General features: G+C 69.0%; 12 protein-coding genes. 5 read left to right on the top strand and 7 right to left on the bottom strand.

The genetic code is table 11. The features are described 5' to 3' along the window. Positions 1 to 305: 305 nt before the first annotated feature. Complete coding sequence (locus tag TU31_RS27345) at positions 306 to 3440, bottom strand: alpha-mannosidase (protein WP_042159250.1); 3135 nt, start codon at positions 3438 to 3440, stop codon at positions 306 to 308. Positions 3441 to 3825: 385 nt separating this feature from the next. Between TU31_RS27345 and TU31_RS27340 the strand changes: the two genes are divergently transcribed. Next, positions 3826 to 4191 (top strand): ATP-binding protein, encoded by a 366-nt coding sequence (locus TU31_RS27340; protein WP_370682767.1) that lies wholly within the window; start codon positions 3826 to 3828, stop codon positions 4189 to 4191. Positions 4192 to 4231: 40 nt separating this feature from the next. Here the strand turns inward: TU31_RS27340 and TU31_RS27335 are convergent, their stop codons facing one another. Further along, complete coding sequence (locus TU31_RS27335; RefSeq protein ID WP_042159248.1) at positions 4232 to 5305, bottom strand: DUF2637 domain-containing protein; 1074 nt, start codon at positions 5303 to 5305, stop codon at positions 4232 to 4234. 508 nt (positions 5306 to 5813) lie between these two features. Between TU31_RS27335 and rsgA the strand changes: the two genes are divergently transcribed. After that, positions 5814 to 6974: a ribosome small subunit-dependent GTPase A gene (gene rsgA / locus TU31_RS27330; protein WP_042159245.1), complete on the top strand. Its 1161-nt coding sequence runs from the start codon at positions 5814 to 5816 to the stop codon at positions 6972 to 6974. Positions 6975 to 7230: 256 nt separating this feature from the next. On the opposite strand, the gene TU31_RS27325 is transcribed toward rsgA, so the two are convergent. The 5 genes from TU31_RS27325 to TU31_RS27310 form a co-directional block, all read right to left on the bottom strand. Beyond that, a complete protein-coding gene (locus TU31_RS27325; RefSeq protein WP_052719080.1) occupies positions 7231 to 7983 on the bottom strand; it encodes a thioesterase II family protein in 753 nt (250 codons plus the stop codon). 16 nt (positions 7984 to 7999) lie between these two features. Next, positions 8000 to 8323 (bottom strand): ferredoxin, encoded by a 324-nt coding sequence (gene fdxA / locus TU31_RS27320; RefSeq protein ID WP_042159240.1) that lies wholly within the window; start codon positions 8321 to 8323, stop codon positions 8000 to 8002. Between the two features lie 42 nt (positions 8324 to 8365). After that, positions 8366 to 8848: a hypothetical protein gene (locus tag TU31_RS27315; RefSeq protein ID WP_042159237.1), complete on the bottom strand. Its 483-nt coding sequence runs from the start codon at positions 8846 to 8848 to the stop codon at positions 8366 to 8368. Between the two features lie 117 nt (positions 8849 to 8965). Beyond that, positions 8966 to 9142, bottom strand: coding sequence for a hypothetical protein (locus TU31_RS38820; protein WP_158894751.1), 177 nt, complete (start codon positions 9140 to 9142; stop codon positions 8966 to 8968). Between the two features lie 283 nt (positions 9143 to 9425). After that, positions 9426 to 10475: an aldo/keto reductase gene (locus TU31_RS27310; RefSeq protein WP_042159235.1), complete on the bottom strand. Its 1050-nt coding sequence runs from the start codon at positions 10473 to 10475 to the stop codon at positions 9426 to 9428. Between the two features lie 855 nt (positions 10476 to 11330). Here TU31_RS27310 and TU31_RS27305 point away from each other — a divergent pair. From TU31_RS27305 to TU31_RS27295, 3 genes are read left to right on the top strand one after another with little or no spacing between them, the layout of a single operon-like run. Continuing rightward, the gene (locus TU31_RS27305; RefSeq protein WP_245698777.1) at positions 11331 to 12500 is read left to right on the top strand and encodes a cytochrome P450; all 1170 of its coding nucleotides are present in this window, start codon (positions 11331 to 11333) and stop codon (positions 12498 to 12500) included. Between the two features lie 30 nt (positions 12501 to 12530). Continuing rightward, positions 12531 to 14180 (top strand): condensation domain-containing protein, encoded by a 1650-nt coding sequence (locus tag TU31_RS27300; protein WP_045867337.1) that lies wholly within the window; start codon positions 12531 to 12533, stop codon positions 14178 to 14180. Between the two features lie 56 nt (positions 14181 to 14236). Next, entirely contained in the window at positions 14237 to 17656 is a 3420-nt protein-coding gene (locus TU31_RS27295) for a non-ribosomal peptide synthetase (protein WP_042159229.1), read from the top strand. Positions 17657 to 17680: the final 24 nt, after the last annotated feature.

The raw sequence follows: 17680 nt of genomic DNA, 5'->3' as shown, positions 1-17680 counted from the left end.
CACCACAACAAGAAGCACCACCACAAGCCGTCCGGTGGCGTGCACACCGGCGGCGGCGGCCTGGTCGACGTCGAGCGCTAGGCCGCTCGCTTGGATCATCTGATCGTTGCAAGCGTGCGTGCACCGCGCTGCGGGCCCGGCCGACGCCGATAAGCGCCCGAACCGCGCGGTGTGGAGGCACTCCACGATCACGCATGCTCACCGGCACACGGCCGGGGTCCCGTTCCACGGGGCCCCGGCCGGCGCATTGTCCGGCCCCTTTCCGCGCGGCCGGTCCGCCGCCGGTCGGGACCGAACGCCCGGGCTCACCCGGCAGGCGGACGCTGCGGCCGGAGCCGGAGGGTCAGGATCTGGAACGGGCGCAGCTCGACCGCCACATCGGAGGTCGGGCCTTCCTCCTCCTCGTGCAGCGGCCGCTCCAACAGGTCGGTCACGGTGGCGTGTTGCACGGGGAATCCGGGAGAGACGGTGCCGGAGGCACGGCCGCCGTGGGACTCGTACAGCCGCACCACCACATCGCCGCTGCGGTCCTCGGCGAGCTTGACCGACTCGACCGTGACGGCCGGGTGGTCGACGCGGATCAGCGGGGGTACGGGCGGCGCGTCGGCCGTCCTGAGGGGCAAATTGAGGGCCAGGCCCTCGGCGACCGCGTCCCCGACCCCGGCGCCGGGCAGCAGTGCGTAGGTGAAGCGGTGGGGGCCCTGGTCGGTCTCGGGGTCGGGGCTGTGCGGGGCACGCAGCAGGGTCAGCCGTACCGTCGTGCCCAGGCCCTCGGGGTGCGGGGTGCGGGTCACGTCATGGCCGTAGGTCGAGTCGTTGAGCAGCGCGACGCCGTAGCCCGGCTCGGCGACCCGCAGCCAGCGGTGCGCACAGATCTCGAAACGGGCCGCGTCCCAGCTGGTGTTGGTGTGCGTGGGGCGGTGTACGTGTCCGAACTGGATCTCGGAGGTGGACCGTTCGGCGTGCACATCCAGGGGGAAGGCGGCCTTGAGGACCTTCTCGGACTCGTGCCAGTCGATGTCGGTGGTGATGTCGAGACGGTGTGAGCCGGCGCGCAGGGTCAGCTCCTGGGTGATCCGGGACGCGCCGAACGCCCTGGTCACCCGGACCGTCGCGGACAGCGGCCCGGCCGTGGCCAGCTCCACGGACTCGGCGTCGGTCAGATCGGTGTGCCGGCGGCGGTAATGCCGGTCGAGGTCCCAGGCGTCGTACTGGGTCGGGTGATCGGGATGCAGCTGGAGCAGATTGCCGCGGGTGCCCGGTGCCAGCACCTCCCGTCCGGCGTGCAGATCGCGTACGGAGGTCAGCAGGCCGTCGGTGTCGATGCGTACCCGCAGCAGGCCGTTGTCGAGGGTGAGCGTGCCCTCGGCGCCGGTCTCCGCCCGTACGGCCGGCGGCGGCGGTGTGGGGGAGTCCGGGCCTGGCGCGCGGACGGGCGCCGAGCCCAGTGCGGGTACATGGACCGCGACGGCGGCCGGCCCGCCCGGTCCCGGGGCCGACGCCGGGAGGGCGACGATCTCGTCCCGGGCGTACGGCGAGGCGTTGAACACCGTCGGCACCTCGGCCGCCACGGGCCCGGAACACTCCAGCGCCCCGAGCGCCGTCTCGATGATCCCGGTCAGCTCCGCCTCGACCGCCGTATACGTGGCCCGGGCCTCGCGGTGGACCCAGGCGATGGACGAGCCCGGCAGGATGTCGTGGAACTGGTGCAGCAGTACGGTCTTCCAGAGACGGTCGAGGGCGTCGTACGGGTAGGTGTACGACGCGTCGGCGCCCGCCCGTACGGCCGCCGTCGCCGCCCACAACTCCGCCTCGCGCAGCAGATGTTCACTGCGCCGGTTGCCCTGTTTGGTCTTCGCCTGCGAGGTGTACGTGCCGCGGTGGAACTCCAGGTACAGCTCGCCCGACCAGACCGGCGCCGCCGCCCCGTACTCCTCATGGGCGGCCTCGAAGAACCGGGCCGGCGGCTCGATCTCGACCCGGGGTGAGCCCTCCAGGGACCGCAGCCGGCGGGCCCGCTCCAGCATCTCGCGGGTCGGGCCGCCGCCGCCGTCCCCCCAGCCGAAGGGGACCAGGGAGCGGGTGGCGCGGCCCTTCTCGGCGAAGTTGCGGGCGGCATGGGCGAGTTCGCTGGCGTGGAAGCGGGAGTTGTAGGTGTCGACGGGCGGGAAGTGGGTGAAGACGCGGGTGCCGTCGATGCCCTCCCACCAGAAGGTGTGGTGCGGCATCTTGTCGGTCTGGTTCCACGACAGCTTCTGGGTCAGGAACCACTTCGCGCCGGCCAGCCGGGCCAGCTGCGGAAAGGCGGCGGTGTAGCCGAACGAGTCCGGCAGCCAGATCTCCTCGGTCTCCACCCCCAGCTCCTCCAGGAAGAAGCGTTTGCCGTGCACGAGCTGCCGGGCCAGCGCCTCACCGCCGGGCATATTGGCGTCGGACTCCACCCACATCGAGCCGACCGGCGCCCAGTTGCCCGCCCGTACGGCCTCCTTGATGCGCTCCCAGATGTGCGGCTGGTGCTCCTTGACCCAGGCGTACTGCTGCGCCTGCGAGCAGGCGAACACCAACTCCGGGTATTCCTCGGCCAGTTGTGTGACGTTGGCGAACGTGCGGGACGCCTTGCGCACGGTCTCGCGCAGCGGCCACAGCCAGGCGGAGTCGATATGGGCATGCCCGGTGGCCGAGACCCGATGGGCGCTCGCGGTGGCCGGGCGGCTCAGGACGTCCGCCAGCGCGGCGCGCCCCGCGGCCGCCGTGCCCCCGATGTCGTGCAGATCCAGCGCGTCCAGCATGTCCTCCAGGGCCCGCAGGATCTCGTGCCGGCGCGGGCCGTCGGCGGGCAGTTCGTACATCAGCTCCGACAGCACCTCGATGTCCAGGATCAGCTGCCAGACGGTCTCGTCGAGCACCGCGAGGTCCGCCGAGGCGAAGCGGTAAAGCGGCCGGTGCGGCGCGGTCCGTACGTCGCCGAGGTCGGTGGGGCGGAAATCCCGCAGCACCGCCGGGTTCGCGGCGGCCTCCAGCAGCAGCCGCACCTCCTCACCGCCGCTGACCGGCGCGCCGACGGGGAGGTGCCGGTTGCGCGGATGGATGCCCTTGAGCGGTACGCCGTCGGAGTCGTGGAGCAGCCCCTCGGCCTGGAAGCCGGGCCCGTCGCCGCTGAAGCCGGGATCGATGACGGCCTCCACCCGCCGCCCCGCCCACTCCTGCGGCACCTCACCCGCCAGCCGGAACCAGCTGGTGGACCACGGCGGCCCCCAGGGCTCGCCGACCGTGAACGGCTCGTACGTGGCCCGCAGCGCCTCGTCCACCGGCAACGGCTCTCCGGGTACGTGCCAGACGGCCAGCCGCAGAGGCACCCGGGCCGCGTACTGCGCGGGCCTGATGAACTGCCTCAGCGCCCGCTCCAGGCGCCCCTCCACCAGCAGTCGGTCGTCGTGCACAGCGGCTCCTCACGCTCGTACTCCCCACGCCCCGGGGCGCGGGCGGGCTGCCCCCGGCGGCAACCGGGTGAGTGCTTCCTCGTGTCCGGGCGCGGCCGGGGTTTCGCGACAGGCTCGGGGTCAGGCATACCCACTGGAGCCCGGCCCGGCCCACCCGGCGCGCGGGCGGCGCACCGGCGACGTGGCGCGCGGAAGCATGGCGGCAGATCGGATGGGCATGCTGACCGTGAGGCTGTTCGAGGCAGAGCGCCGAGGTTCGTTGGGGGCGGGGGAGAGAATGCGTCAGCCTGTGCGGCGCGAGGAACGGGACAGAAGGCAGGAAACGGCCGAGGGGGGCCGCAACGGGGGGACCACCGCGCGAGCGCCACGAGTGCTGGAGCGGAAGGTGCGGCATGCGGATCTGAAGGCGGTCGGTGAGGTGCGCCGGGAGCTGCGCCAGCTGCTGAGCCGCTGGTCGGTGCCGGGGGGCGGCGAGCTCGCGGAGGTCGCGACGCTGCTCACCAGCGAGCTGGTCACCAATGCCCTGGTGCATGCCGAGGGCGGCGCCGTCGTCACCGCCCGGGTCAGCGACCGGCTGCGGGTGGAGGTCCGGGACTTTGTCCCCGGACGCCCCGAGCCCCGCCCACCGACCACCGACGGGACCTCCGGCAGGGGGCTGATGCTGGTGCGTTCCTTAGCCGACGCATGGGGGATACGCACCGAGAGCCTCGGGAAGAGTGTGTGGTTCGAGCTGGGCGGCGGACCGGCCTGACCCATGGGCGGGGGCGTCGGCCGGCGCGGTCCGCCGCCGGTCAGCCGAATTGCCGTTCGATCTCGGCGAGTTTCTCCTCCAGGGAGTCCAGACGGGGAATCGTCTGGGTGTCGTCCTCGGCGGTGAGATCCACGGTCCGCGGGGGCCCGGCGCCCTCCGTCTCAGCGCCCGCCACGGCCTTGAGAGCCGGGCGGGAGCGCACCGGCGACTCTCCGGTGAGCAGCGGCTGAGGGGTACCGGCTATGGCGGGGTCGGGGCCGGCCACCTCCGCGGCCGCCGCCTGGGGCACCGCCAGTTGCCGGCCGCCGGCCCGGCCGAGGCCCCAGCTGCGGTGCTGCCGGTTGATGGCCTTGATGCGGGCCCGGTCGAGCTTGCCCTGCTCGCGCCGGCGGTGCCGGTTCTGCTCCTTCTCCCGCCGGTCCTCGCGGACCTCCTCGACCGCCTCGTCCAGCGTCCGTACGCCCTCCAGCAGCATCAGCGACCAGGCCGCGAAGGTCTCGCGGGGAGCCCGCAGCCAGCGGACGATCCGGATCTGCGGCAGCGGCCGTGGCACCAGGCCCTGCTCGCGCAGCGCCGCCCGGCGGGTCTGCTTGAGCGCCCGGTCGAAGAGCACCGCGGCCGACAGCGACATCCCGGCGAAGAACTGCGGTGCGCCCGCGTGCCCCAGGCCGCGCGGCGCATGCACCCAGTTGAACCACGCCGCCGCGCCCGCGAACGTCCACACCAGCATCCGCGAGCCGAGCGCCGCATCGCCGTGGCTGGCCTCCCGCACGGCGAGCACGGAACAGAACATCGCCGCACCGTCGAGCCCGAACGGCACCAGATACTCCCAGCCCCCGGAGAGGTTGAGGTTCTGCACGCCGAAGCCGACCAGCCCGTGGAAGGACAGTGCGGCGGCGACCGCCGCACAGCAGAACAGCAGGAGATAGGAGGCCGACGCGAAGACGGTCTCCTTGCGGCGGCGGCGCTCCTCGCTGCGCTCCCAGGAGTCCTCACCGGCGGACCGGGCCGCCGCCCGCTTCCCACGCACCACCAGCGCCGCGGCCGCGAGCACACCGACGAGCAGCAGGGCGCCGGGAACCAGCCAATCCAGCGATATATCGGTCATTCTCATTCTGGGATCCCTTTGCCTCGGGTACGCGATGTGCGCGACATCCTGACGGAACCCACCCCCGTAACCGAGGCATTCGGAACAAGAAGACGCCAAGGGGTGTGAGGGAGCCACTTCGGCTTCGAACTTTCGTTCTTTGTAAGGGAGTTGAGTTCGAGCGAGATCACCCTGGCGGGTGGCGTGAGGGATCGGGGCGTGAGGCCGAGTGTCGCTTGGTGTCTGTGTGCCGTGCCGTGGGGTGGTCGTCTCGTTGAGAGGTGTGGCGAACGGCTTGAATCGAGTGGCACCCGTCGTCCGGCGTTGTTAGCGTAGACGTGTTTCCTGCCGTGGCTGATGACTGCCACGAGTAGTGGTGTGGAGAAGAGGAGGTGCGACCGATGACTGTCTTTGCGAGGGGCCTCGCCCGTAATCAGACGTTCGTCAACTCCACCTCTGCGGTCTCCGGCTGACTCTTTCCTCCTTCGTGCGCCTGTGAGCGTGCCGCCGGGACCGCCCTTGTGAAGGGTTTCCCTTGAATCTCTCTTCCCTGCCGACCTCTTCAGCTGCCGCGCACCCGCTCGCTCCCTATGGCTGGGACCCGGGCTGGGAGGCCGAGTTCGCCTCCTACTGCGAGCAGGGCCTCCTCCCTGGCCGGGTCGTACGCGTCGACCGCGGGCAGTGCGACGTCGTCACGCCGGTCGGCACCGTGCGTGCCGATACCGAGTTCACCCTGTCCTGGAATCCGATGACGGCCGTGTGCACGGGGGACTGGGTCGCGGTCGATCGTGAGGACGGCGATACGCGGTATGTACGGACGCTGCTGCCGCGGCGCACCGCCTTCGTGCGGTCGTCGTCGTCCAAGCACTCCAAGGGTCAGCTGCTGGCCACCAACATCGACCACGTCATCATCTGTGTGTCCCTCGGGAATGAACTCGACCTCGCGCGCATCGAGCGGTTCCTGGCCCTTGCCCTGTCCTGCTCGACCGGCGAGGCACTGCTGCGCGGAACCTCGGGCTCCGTGAAGTCCACGGCGCAGCCCCTGGTCGTGCTGACCAAGGCGGATGTCGTGCCGGACGCGGTGACGTTGTCGTATCTCGTGCAGGACGTGGAGGCGACGGCTCCCGGGGTGCCGGTGCTGCCGGTCAGCGCGCGCAGCGGCGACGGACTCGATGTCCTTGCCGCTGTGGCCTCCGGCGGGACGTCGGTGCTGCTCGGACAGTCCGGAGCGGGCAAGTCGACCCTCGCGAACGCGTTGCTCGGCGAGGACACCATGGAGGTCCAGGCCATCCGCGACGTGGACGGCAAGGGGCGCCACACCACGACCACGCGCAACCTGCTGGTCCTGCCGGGCGGGGGTGTCCTGATCGATACCCCCGGGCTCCGGGGCGTCGGGCTGTTCGATGCCGAGAGCGGGGTCGGGCAGGTCTTCTCGGACATCGCGGAGGTGGCCGAGCGGTGCCGGTTCCACGACTGTGCGCATGACAGGGAGCCGGGATGCGCGGTGCTTGCCGCGATCGAGTCGGGGGAACTGGCTGAGCGGCGGCTCGAGAGCTACCACAAGCTCATGCGGGAGAACCAGTGGATCGTCGCCAAGACCGATGTGCGGGTGCGCTCGGAGCTGCGGCGGGACAACAAGCGGAAGAGGGCCGAGGGGAGGGCGGCCATGGAGGCGAAGAGGGGGCGCGGGCTGTGAGCACGTCCCCGGCGCGTCTGGACCACCGGTCCAGGAACTGACGCATCCGGCCCCTGGCCGGGCCTGCCGGGCATCCTCTCCGTCGCTGGGACGGGAGGGTGCCCGGCGGCGTCCGCCGCTTCGGCGGTCGGCTCAACGAGTGGCGCGGTGGTCAGACGGTGAGCCGGCGGACGGCCCGCCGGGCACGATCCGAAGCCACCTGTCCCAGCGTGCCTTCCGCGGCTCGGCGGAACCTTCCCTGAAGCCGTGATCGCGCTCAGGCTTCCGGAACCAGCGCTGCGGAGCGGATGAGGTCCGCGACCGCCGGCCAGTGGTCCTGTAGGTAGAAGTGGCCGCCGCTGAGGGTTTCGAGGCGGAAAGGGCCCGTGGTGTGGTCTGACCAGGCCTGGATGTCCTCAAGGGAGGCCACCGGGTCGGCGTCACCGCCCAGCGCCAGCAAGGGGCAGGTGAGCGGCCCGTCACCGCGCGGGCGGTATGTCTCGCTGGCCTGGTAGTCACCACGGATCAGCGGCAGCAGCAGCGAGCGCATCTCAGGGTGGTCGAGCAGCGCGGTCGCCGTACCGCCGAGCCAGGCCACCTGCTCCGCCAGCGCAGTGTCGTCGAGCAGGTAAGAGGTGGTCAGGCGCACCCGTGAGGGGGCCGGACGGCCCGAAGCGATCAAGGCGAAAGGCCCCTCGGCGCCGAGCCGTTGGGCCACCTCGTAGGCAAGGATCGCGCCCATGCTGTGCCCGAAGAAGACACCGGGTACGCCTGCGGCCGTCTGCCGGAACGCCTCGGCGATGTTGTCGGCCAGCTCGTGGAGATCCGTGACAACCGGTTCATCGTGCCGGTCCTGGCGCCCCGGGTACTGCACGCCGACGGCTTGGACATCGCCCGCGAGCTCGACTCCCAGGGGCCGGTAGACGCTCGCGGCACCTCCGGAGTGAGGGAAGCACACGACGTGCGGTGCACGAGCCGTCTCCTGGCCGGAAGGAGCGAGGGTTTTGAACCAACGGGAAGGGTCGGGCATGGTCTCCGTTTCCTTCTCAGGCGTGCGTCTGCTGGGGCAGAGCAGCGATGAGCGGGTGGTCCCGATCGATCACGCCCGTCTTCGAGGCACCACCGGGAGAGCCGAGCTCGGCAAAGAATTCGGCATTCGCCTGGCGATATTCCTGCCACTCCGCCGGTGCGTCGTCCTCGTAGAAAATCGCCTCGACGGGGCACACCGGTTCGCAGGCGCCGCAGTCGACGCATTCGTCCGGATGGATGTAAAGAGAGCGCTCGCCCTCGTAGATGCAGTCGACGGGGCACTCTTCGACGCAGGCCTTGTCTTTGACATCGGTGCAGGGCTGAGCGATTAAGTAGGTCACTCTACTGCTTCCTTGTTCGGTGTAACCGATGGGGGTGTGGTGTCAGATCAAATTGATACGGAGACTGATATTCGCTTGATCGAGGGCCGAGTAGCAATACGACGCCCTTCTCGCCGAAATGAGCGGTGACCCCGAATTCTTGGAGAGCAGCGCGGAGTGACAGGCCGCCATGACCTCGGCACCCGTGATGCGGCGGTCCAAGTAGCCGGCGTACAGCTGTCCGGCCGAAACCGTCTCCGCGGGAGTGAGGTGGACGATCTCGACTCCCCCTGCTTCCAGGAACTTCCGGATCGCGGTGCCCGTGCCGTGCCGATGGTCCTGGTCGCACTCCTCGTCCCAGCATGTACGCATGCCGCAGGCGACGGCGAACGCCATCGCCGGCGTGATGAAGCGGATCGTCCCCGCTCGTGCCGCGTCGCCGAGAGCCCTTCCGTCCGGTGTGTGACTCACGGCGATGCGGTAGAGCGAGAACGGGTCCACCACGGCGATTCCGGCGGTCTCCAAGAGATCATCCTGGACAGCCACTGCGATATCTCCTTGCGAGTGTTGCGAAGCGGAATGTGATGCGGTCCGACGGATGGGATCGCCACCCCTCGGACCCGGTGCCGGACGACGGAAAAACCCAACCCGGATGAGCGGTGATCAGAGTCCGTAGAAAATGGGGTCGTTGTCCCCGAAGGTTTCGTCGTCGGGGCTGTGCCGGCACGTGTGGTGCGTACGAGAAAGGCGTCGGGTGACCGGGCGCTCGTACGTCTCGATCCGGGTCATCAGGTCGCGGGGCGCGGTGTTCTGATCCGATTCCTCGTGATCGTGGCTCACGGGAGTCTCCTCACAGTAGCTTCGTGTCCTGGGCCCGACGCACGGGACAATCAGGAACAGGAAGAAGTCGCCAGGAAAGGGCGAGCGATAACCCCCGGAGGATGACGGCGGAGATGAACGGGCCGTCGGGGTTGCGGATACGGGCTCGAACTGAGCCCGAGACGCTCAGGAAGGACTTGGGAGAAATCCTTGCCCAATTCTGGCCCGAGTGTCAATGGCCACTGGGGAGTCCCGATGACATACAGATGGAGTCCAGTCGTTGGGGATGTGTTGATTTCCCCACTCATCCGGCGGCTCGATCGGTGAGCGGACGGCGCCGGAGCGCAGGATCGGTCAGTGCCGGCGGCGGCCAGGAGGCGTTCGGGTCGTACAGGTTGACCCCCGGCGGGACGATCTCGTCGATCCGGTCGAGAGTCGCGTCGTCGAGGGTGACCGAAGCGCCCTTCAACGCGTTCTCGAGCTGTTCCGTGGTCCGTGGGCCGATGATCGCCGAGGTGACGGCGGGGTGCGTGGTGACGAAGGCCAGGGCGAGCTCGGGCAGCGTGCAGCCGATGTCCGAAGCAAGGCCGGCGAACTGTTCCACTGCCTCAAGTTTGGCTTGGTTGCCGGGAATTGAGGGGTCGAAGCGTGACGGTACGATCCCCGCGCGACCCTTCGAGAGGTCGATGTCGCGTCCCAGGCGGTACTGGCCGGAGAGAAAGCCGAAGGCCAGCGGGCTCCAGGTCAGTACGCCCATGCGGTAGCGCTGACAGGTCGGCAGCACCGCAGCCTCGACGCCCCGCGCGAGCAGTGAGTACGGCGGCTGTTCGGTTCGGAAGCGATGCAGATGCCGGCGCTCGGCCACATGGTGGGACTCGATGATGTCCTCGACGGGGAAGGTCGAACAGCCGAAAGCCCGTATCTTCCCCTGCTGTACCAGATCGGTGAGGGCGCCGAGCGTCTCTTCGATGTCGGTCGAGTAGTCCGGGCGGTGCACCTGGTAGAGGTCGATCCAGTCGGTTCGCAGGCGGGCGAGGCTCTCCTCGACCTCCTTGACGATCCAGCGCCTTGAGTTGCCGCTGCGGTTGCGGCCCTCGCCCATCTGGAAGTGGACCTTGGTGGCGAGTACGACGTCGTCGCGGCGATCCTTGAGGGCTTTGCCGACGATGGTCTCGGACTCTCCTGCCGAGTACATATCCGCCGTGTCGATGAAGTTGATCCCCTGATCGAGGGCGGTGTGGATGATGCGGGCGCAGTCGTCGTGGTCCGGGTTGCCCACGGCGCCGAAGTTCATGGTTCCGAGGCAGTAGGTGCTCACCTCGATGCCGGTGACGCCGAGCGTGCGATAACGCATGTTGTGACTCCCTGGTTGTCGCGCTACTGAGATGAATGGGGATCGCCCGGTGCTGAATACGCACCCCGCGCCGGAGGGGTGCGGCAGAGCGGGAGCGGGCGTGGAGGGAAGCCAGGAGCGCTGGAGGGGGGTGGGGATGCGTTCGAGTGCACGAGCATACACATGATCACCTTTTGGTCAGTTGACGGCGGCGGCGAAACATCACGCGGCCGATACTGCGCTGTGCTCTTGGCTGAAACACGCCAGGTGCCACGGAAGTTGGTGCGCGAGTGACCGGACAGGGTTCGGCGCGCTCAACTCTGAGAACTGCGCCTTACGCGACTCGATGCGCACCGGGAACCCGGTGTACCGGGAGTGTTGTGGGCTGGCCGAATTTTGGTGAAGGGTCGACTAGATTTCGACCCAGGGGTGGGGGGTGATCGTCGATTCAATAGTTGGTGTTTGAATTCAATAGGGCTGGGGAACCGCGCCTGCTGCATACTCGCCGAATCGGGACAGAAGTGCTTGTAGTGGACATTTAAAGCGGCATAACAGTGGGAGAGTGGCGTCACGATTCGCTGTTGACACTCGTTGAGAAGTCATGTTTCGATCATCGTCAAGTTGGGCTTCGGGGCGTCACGGAGGATGCGTAAGCCTCGGGCAGTTTTTTCTATTAACTTGGTGTTTGTTGACGCGTTACCTGACTGTTTGTTGACGCGGTACCCGGTGGTCGAGTCCTGCGGGTGCCCGGTGCGTCATCCATTTCCGTATGTGCATTGCGCGCATCAATGAAAGGATTCCGTCATCTCTACTCAGGGCGCTCGGATTTCCGGATGTCCCGTTGATGTGGGATTAACCGATCTCATCGATCCGAATTTGTACAGCGACGACACTGCGCGTGAAATCTGGCGTCAGATGCGCGCGCTGGACGGCCTCAGCTGGCATCAGGTGGACGAGCAGCGCGGATTCTGGTCGATCGTGAAATACGCCGACGCGGATCTGGTCCTGCGCGATGCCGCCGCCTTCACGTCGGAGCGGGGGACACTCCTGGACCTCCTCGGCACCGACGACCCGGCCGGCGGCCAGCAGCTCGCCGTCACGGACCCGCCGCAGCACACCGAGCGGCAGGCGCGGCTGAAGAAGGCCCTGGCCGTCAAGGCGGTGGACCGGCAGCGCGACATGATCCGGCCCAAGGTCCTCGACCTGCTCGAACCGCTCGGCGACGGCGGGGTCTTCGACTTCGGCACCGCCATGCTGGGGCTGCCCATGTCGGTCACCGGGACGATGATGGGGCTGCCGGAGGTGGACTGGGCCTGGCTCAGCCGGCTCACCACCGTGTGCATCGCCGCCGACGACCCCGAGTTCCAGGACGAGGGCGGCAAGGAGGCCACGCTGCAGGCGGCCCATCGCGAGCTCTTCGGGTATTTCCAGGACCTCATGCGTCATCGCCGGGAGAATCTGGGCGACGATCTGCTCAGCGTTCTGATCTCGACGCGTTTCGAGGGCCGGCTCATGTCCGCCAGTGAAATCGTGGCGAACTGTTACAGCCTGCTGCTCGGCGCCAATGTCACCACACCGCATGCGCCGACCTTTGTGATGGCCGAATTCGCCGACTCCGACGTGCTGGCGGAATGGGCGGCGCATCCCGAGGTCAACGGCACCGCCTACGAAGAGGCGTTGCGCTGGGCCTCGCCGGTGAACCACATTCTCCGTTACGCCACGCGAGACATCGAGGTACGGGGCACCAGGATTGCCGCCGGAGATGCTGTGGTGGTCTGGCTCGGTGCGGCGAACCGCGATGAAGAGGTGTTCGAGAACAGTCACGCCTTCGATATTCGCCGGAAGCCCAACAAGCACCTTGCTTTTGGTATCGGGCCGCATTACTGCGTCGGGCACAGCGTCGCCCGGGTCACCATCAGCATCCTCTTCGAGGAACTGCTCGGCCGCTACGAGGAGTTTCAGCCGGCCGGCAAGCCCGAACGGCTGATCTCGAACTTCGCGTCCGGTTACAAGCACGTACCCATCACGGCGCGACGCCGAAAATAAGGGCGCTGCGTGCCCCCGAAAGGCTCTGCATTGTCTGCACACAACCTGCCCGGCACGGTGTGGTACGAGGCGAACCCGGCCCAGAAAGGGCTGTGGGTCCTCGACCAGGTTGAACAACTCCGCGTCACGAACCTCATTCCGGCAGTCGTGGAATTCAAGGGTCCGATCGACCACGGACTGATGGTCTCGGCGGTTCAGCGGGTCCTGGAAAGGCATCCGGCGCTGCGCTCCCGGTTCCGTCTGGACATCCAGCACCGGCGGGTCGAGTACCGCACCGACGGTGAGCCCGGCGAAGTCGGATTCATCGACGCCAAGGCGGAGGGCTGGGCGGCGGAGGAACTGAACCGGCTGGTCGACGTGCTGTGCTGGACGCCGTTCGACCTCGGGAGCGAACCGCCGGTCAGGGCCGAGGTGATCAGGGTTGACCCAGCGACCACACTGTTCGTCCTCACCGTGCACCACATCGTCTGCGACGGCTGGTCGCGGAGCCTCCTCATGGCGGAGATCGCCACCGTGTACCGGGCGTTGGCGGACGGATCCGAACCCGTGCTCAGCGCGCCGCCGCACCCCAGTGAAGTGATCACCATGATTAGGGCTGACGAACTCGACGAGCGCCTGCCCGATGCCGCCGAGCGTCTTCGCGGCGCACCGATCGAGGTCAAGCTGCCGTTCCGGCGGGACACCGACGACACGTCCCTGGCCGGCGACACCATGGCCGTTCAGTTCGACGAAGACCTCACCAAAGCCCTTCTGACGGCAGCAGGAGAAGAGGGCTGCACCCCCTTCATGACGGTCGTCGCCCTGCTGGCCGGCACCCTCGCACGGACCGGTGACCAGCGGGACTTCCTCTTCGCCTTCGGCTGGCCCGGGCGCGGTGACCCGGCCATCGCCGATGCGATCGGAATGTTCATGAACACCGTCATGATCCGGGTAACGCTCGATGACACCACGACATGGCGCGAGCTGCTGCGGAACGCCCGCATCGGGGCGATGGAAGCCTTCATCGACGGCGACGTGCCCCTGGACGCCGTGACCGCGGCGGTCCGGCCGGAGCGTGATGTCATCTGGCCACCGCTGTCGACGGTGCTCGTCAACATGGCTGAGGTCCCCGGGGACATGGAGATCGCCCCGGGCGTGGTGGGCCGGCTCCAGCCGCTGCCCTCTCTGCACATGAAGTACGACCTCGGTCTGTTCGTCCGGCTGAACGAGGAGTCCGGCCGCGAGCGGCTGGAGCTCTCCGTGGACTACACGAAGGCCCTGTACGACCGCGACGCCGTTTCCGATTTCCTTGCGGACCTGCGGCGGTACGCCCTTGCTCTTTCTCACTCCCTGGAGGAAACCGTGACCGACCCGTCCGCCGCCGAGGTAGATCTCTCCACCCCCGAGGCGCGCACAGAGCTCGTGCGCTCGCTGTGGAAAGAGGTCCTCAACAACGACGATGTCGCCGACGACGTCAGCTTCTTCGACGTGGGCGGCGACTCGCTTCTCCTCATCGTTCTCGTCGAGCGCCTGACGCAGGCCACGGGGCGGGTCGTCAAGACGATGGATCTCTTCCGCGCGGGAACGGTACGCGGACACGCCGAGCTGCTCGCCGCCCCGGCCGCAGACGCGGCGTCCGGTTCCGCCGGCAGCGCCCGCGACCGCCTGCTCGGTGCCGCGCGGGCCGGTGGCCAGGACTGACCAGGCCGCATCCCGTGGGTCATCGCCACCGCCCCGTCCTCTTTGGAGACTGACCAATGACGCTTGACGATCTCGCCTCCGCCGTTCTGGGCACGGATGCGGACAGCGCGAGTTTCTCGACGCAGAGCTTCATCGAGCTCGGCGGGGACTCGCTCCGGGCCATGCGCCTGGACGCGATGGCCCGAGAACAGCTCGGCTTGCACATACCGCTGAAGGCCCTGCTGGGCGGCGAGCCCCTGACGACCGCCCTCGGCCAGGCGGAAGCCGTTGCCGAAGGGGCGGTTGCGACCGCGGCGGCCGACGCCTCGGTGGGGCAGGATCCGAAGGGGCTCTCGCACACACAGCGCGGCATGTGGCTCATCGAGACCATCACGGGTGGCTCCCCGTACAACCTGGTCTTCACCGCCTTCGTCGACGAGGGGAAGCTCGACCTCGGCACCTTCCGTGCCGCGGTCGCCGCGACCATCGCACGCAACGAAGGGCTGCGCACCGTCTTCGACGAGGGCGACGACGGTGTCGTACGGAAGGTCCTCGACGAGCACACCCCGGATTTCCGCACCTTCACGCACGACGGCGACCCGGCCGACTTCGAGGAGTACGTACAGCGGACCACGGACGAGGAGTCGCGCCGTCCCTTCGATCTCAAGGCCGCGCCGGCCGTACGGTTCCTGCACTTCGCCGACCCGTCCGGGCGACAGGCCGTTGTGCTCACGGCCCATCACATGGTGCTGGACGGCTGGTCGGTGGGCCTGACCCTCAAGGAGATCTTCGCCCGCTACGACGAGCTGGAGGGTGGTGCGCCCGCAGCCTTCGGCCCCGGAGTCTCCCTGAGCGCCCTCATCCGCAGCCAGGATGAGCAGCGGGCCGGCGGGACGTGGGACCGCGACGCCGCATTCTGGTCGGACCACCTCACCGGGGTCCCCACGGTGCTCGAACTGCCCGCCGACCGTCAGCGGCCCCCCGTCCAGGACGCGACGGGAGCCCGCGTCCCGCTCGACCTCGGCGGTGGCCCGACCACGAAGGTCGCCGGGCGCGCCCGGGAACTCGGCATCACCCCGTTCGCTCTGCTGCTCGGGGCCTTCGGCTTGACGCTGAGCCGGACCACCGGTGCCCGCAGCCTGCTCGTCGGTGTGCCGCTGTTAGGGCGCGGCACCAGCGAGCTGGAGCGTCTCGTCGGGGTCGCGGGCAACCTCGTACCCGTCCGGATCGACGTGGACGACGAAGCGACGACGGCGGACTACCTCCGCTCGGTGCAGCGGTCCCTGACGCTCAGCATCGACGCCGGACAGCTGCCCTTCGAGGAGCTGGTCGCCCGGCTGGGGCTGGAGCGGAGCGTCGGATGCCACCCCCTCGTCCAGGTGTGTTTCGGCATGCACGACCAGCTGGTGCCGCAACGCCTGACGACCCGGACGCTGGACGTGCGGATCGAAGAGGGCCACGGCGGTGGAGCGCAGTTCGACCTGACCCTTCTCGTCGGCCGGTCGGAGCCGTCTCTGGCCGGGCACGTGGAGTACGCGACCGCGGTGTGGAACCAGGCGGAGGTCGACGGATTCATCGCCGACTTCCGGGCCGCGGTCGAGCAACTGGTCGGCGCTGACCTGGCATTGGCGGACGTGCGCTGCCTGTCGCAGGAGCGCCGGGCACAGCTCGCCGCCGTCAACGCGGTCCGCGAGGAGTTTCCCGCCACGTCCCTGGACGAACTGTTCCGGGAGACGGCCCGGCGTTTCCCCGACGCCGTCGCGGTCCGCGACGGGGCGGTCGAGCTGACGTACGCCGAGCTGGCCTCGGCCGTGGCCGAGCAGGCCCGGCTGCTGGGTGAGGCCGGTGTCCGGGCGGGGGACACGGTGCTGGTCGGGGTCGAGCGTTCCGTCGCCGAGGTGGTGGCGGTCCTCGGCACCCTGACGGCCGGTGCTGCGTATATCGGCGTCGACCTGAGCCTCCCCGCGGCGCACACCAGGCTCATCGTGGCGAAGGCCGCGCCGGCAGCGGCCATGGTCGCGCCCGCGTCGGCCGGTCACGAGGGGCTCCGGGGCGTCGGCCTGGTGCCGACCTGGGAGGCGTCCTGGTCCGCCACGGCCGCCGAGCCGGCGGAGCTGCCCGAGGCCAACCCGGCTCGACAGGCGTACGTAGCGTTCACTTCCGGCTCCACCGGCGAGCCCAAGGGTGTCAGCGTTCCGCACCGTGCCGTCATCCGGCTGGTGCACGAGGCCGGTTACGTACGGACCGGGCCTGGCGAGACCATGCTCCGGCTGTCGCCGCTGGCCTTCGACGCCTCCACCCTCGAACTGTGGGCCGCGCTGCTGACCGGCGCCACGCTGGAGATCTACCCGGCCGAGGCGCTGCCCTCGCCGACCGAGCTGGGCGCCTTCCTGCTGGCGCGCAAGGTGACCGTCGCCTGGCTGACCGCGGGCCTGTTCCGCTTGGTCGAGGAGTTCGCCCCCGCCTCGCTCGGCTCCCTCAAACAGCTGCTGACCGGCGGTGACGTCGTACCGCACGACCACGCCGCTCGCGCCCTGGCCCGCCACCCCGAACTGGTCATCACCAACGGCTACGGACCGACCGAGAACACCACGTTCACCACCACCCACACGGTGCGTCGGCCCGAGGACATCTCCGGGGCGCTGCCGATCGGCACGCCCGTCCCGGGCACGCGTGTCTACGTGCTCGACGGCCGCGGGCGGCTGGTCCCGCCCGGTGCGGTAGGTGAGCTGTACACCGGCGGTGAGGGACTGGCCGACGGGTATGTGGGGGACGAGGCGGAGACCGCCCGGCGGTTCGGGCACTTCTCGCCCGACGTCCAGGAGAGGCTGTACCGCACGGGTGATGTCGTCCGGCTCGACACCCAGGGGCGGCTGGCCTACCTCGGTCGTTCCGACGACCAGGTCAAGCTGCGCGGCTATCGCATCGAACTCAGCGCGATCAGCGACGCGTTGAAGTCCCATGCCGAGGTCAAGGACTCGGTGGTCGTCGTCACCGGGGACAACAGCGCCGAGAAGCGGCTCGTCGCAGCCGTCGTACCGGCCCCGGACGCCGAACTCGGCACGGGCGAGCTGCGTGACCTGCTCGCGGGCACCCTGCCGGCGTACATGGTGCCGACGCTCTGGGCGCTCGTGGACAGCATCCCGGTGACCCCGAACGGGAAGGTCGACCGGAAGGCCCTCGCGGCAGTGGCCGCCCCCGCCGGGCAGTCCGCCCCCGCCGCGGCCGCACATCCGGCGGCCGACGACGCCCTGGCGCAGATCTCCACCCTCTTCAGCGACGCCATCGAGCGCACGGGCAGCCGCTCGGGCAACGTCCCTCAGGAGATCGGCGACGACACCGACTTCTTCGCGAGTGGCGGTAGCTCACTCGGCGCCGTGCAGTTGATCCGACTCGTCAAGGAGCGGCTGGGCGTGACGCTGAAGCTGCGCGACATCCTGCTGACGCCCACACCGGCCGGCGTACTGCAGCTGGTCGAGAAGGCAAGGAACAAGTGAGTGGCACGGTGACGAACAGGGGGA

It is taken from the genome of Streptomyces lydicamycinicus, from assembly GCF_000829715.2.
Classification (GTDB): domain Bacteria; phylum Actinomycetota; class Actinomycetes; order Streptomycetales; family Streptomycetaceae; genus Streptomyces; species Streptomyces lydicamycinicus.
This window is presented reverse-complemented; position numbering and strand designations above follow the sequence as displayed.

Bases quoted from the DNA above. Each gene is read 5' to 3' on its own strand.
- TU31_RS27335 (WP_042159248.1), bottom strand. From the start codon at position 5,305: ATGAGAATGACCGATATATCGCTGGATTGGCTGGTTCCCGGCGCCCTG.
- TU31_RS27325 (WP_052719080.1), bottom strand. From the start codon at position 7,983: ATGCCCGACCCTTCCCGTTGGTTCAAAACCCTCGCTCCTTCCGGCCAG.
- TU31_RS27310 (WP_042159235.1), bottom strand. From the start codon at position 10,475: ATGCGTTATCGCACGCTCGGCGTCACCGGCATCGAGGTGAGCACCTAC.
- TU31_RS27295 (WP_042159229.1), top strand. From the start codon at position 14,237: ATGACGCTTGACGATCTCGCCTCCGCCGTTCTGGGCACGGATGCGGAC.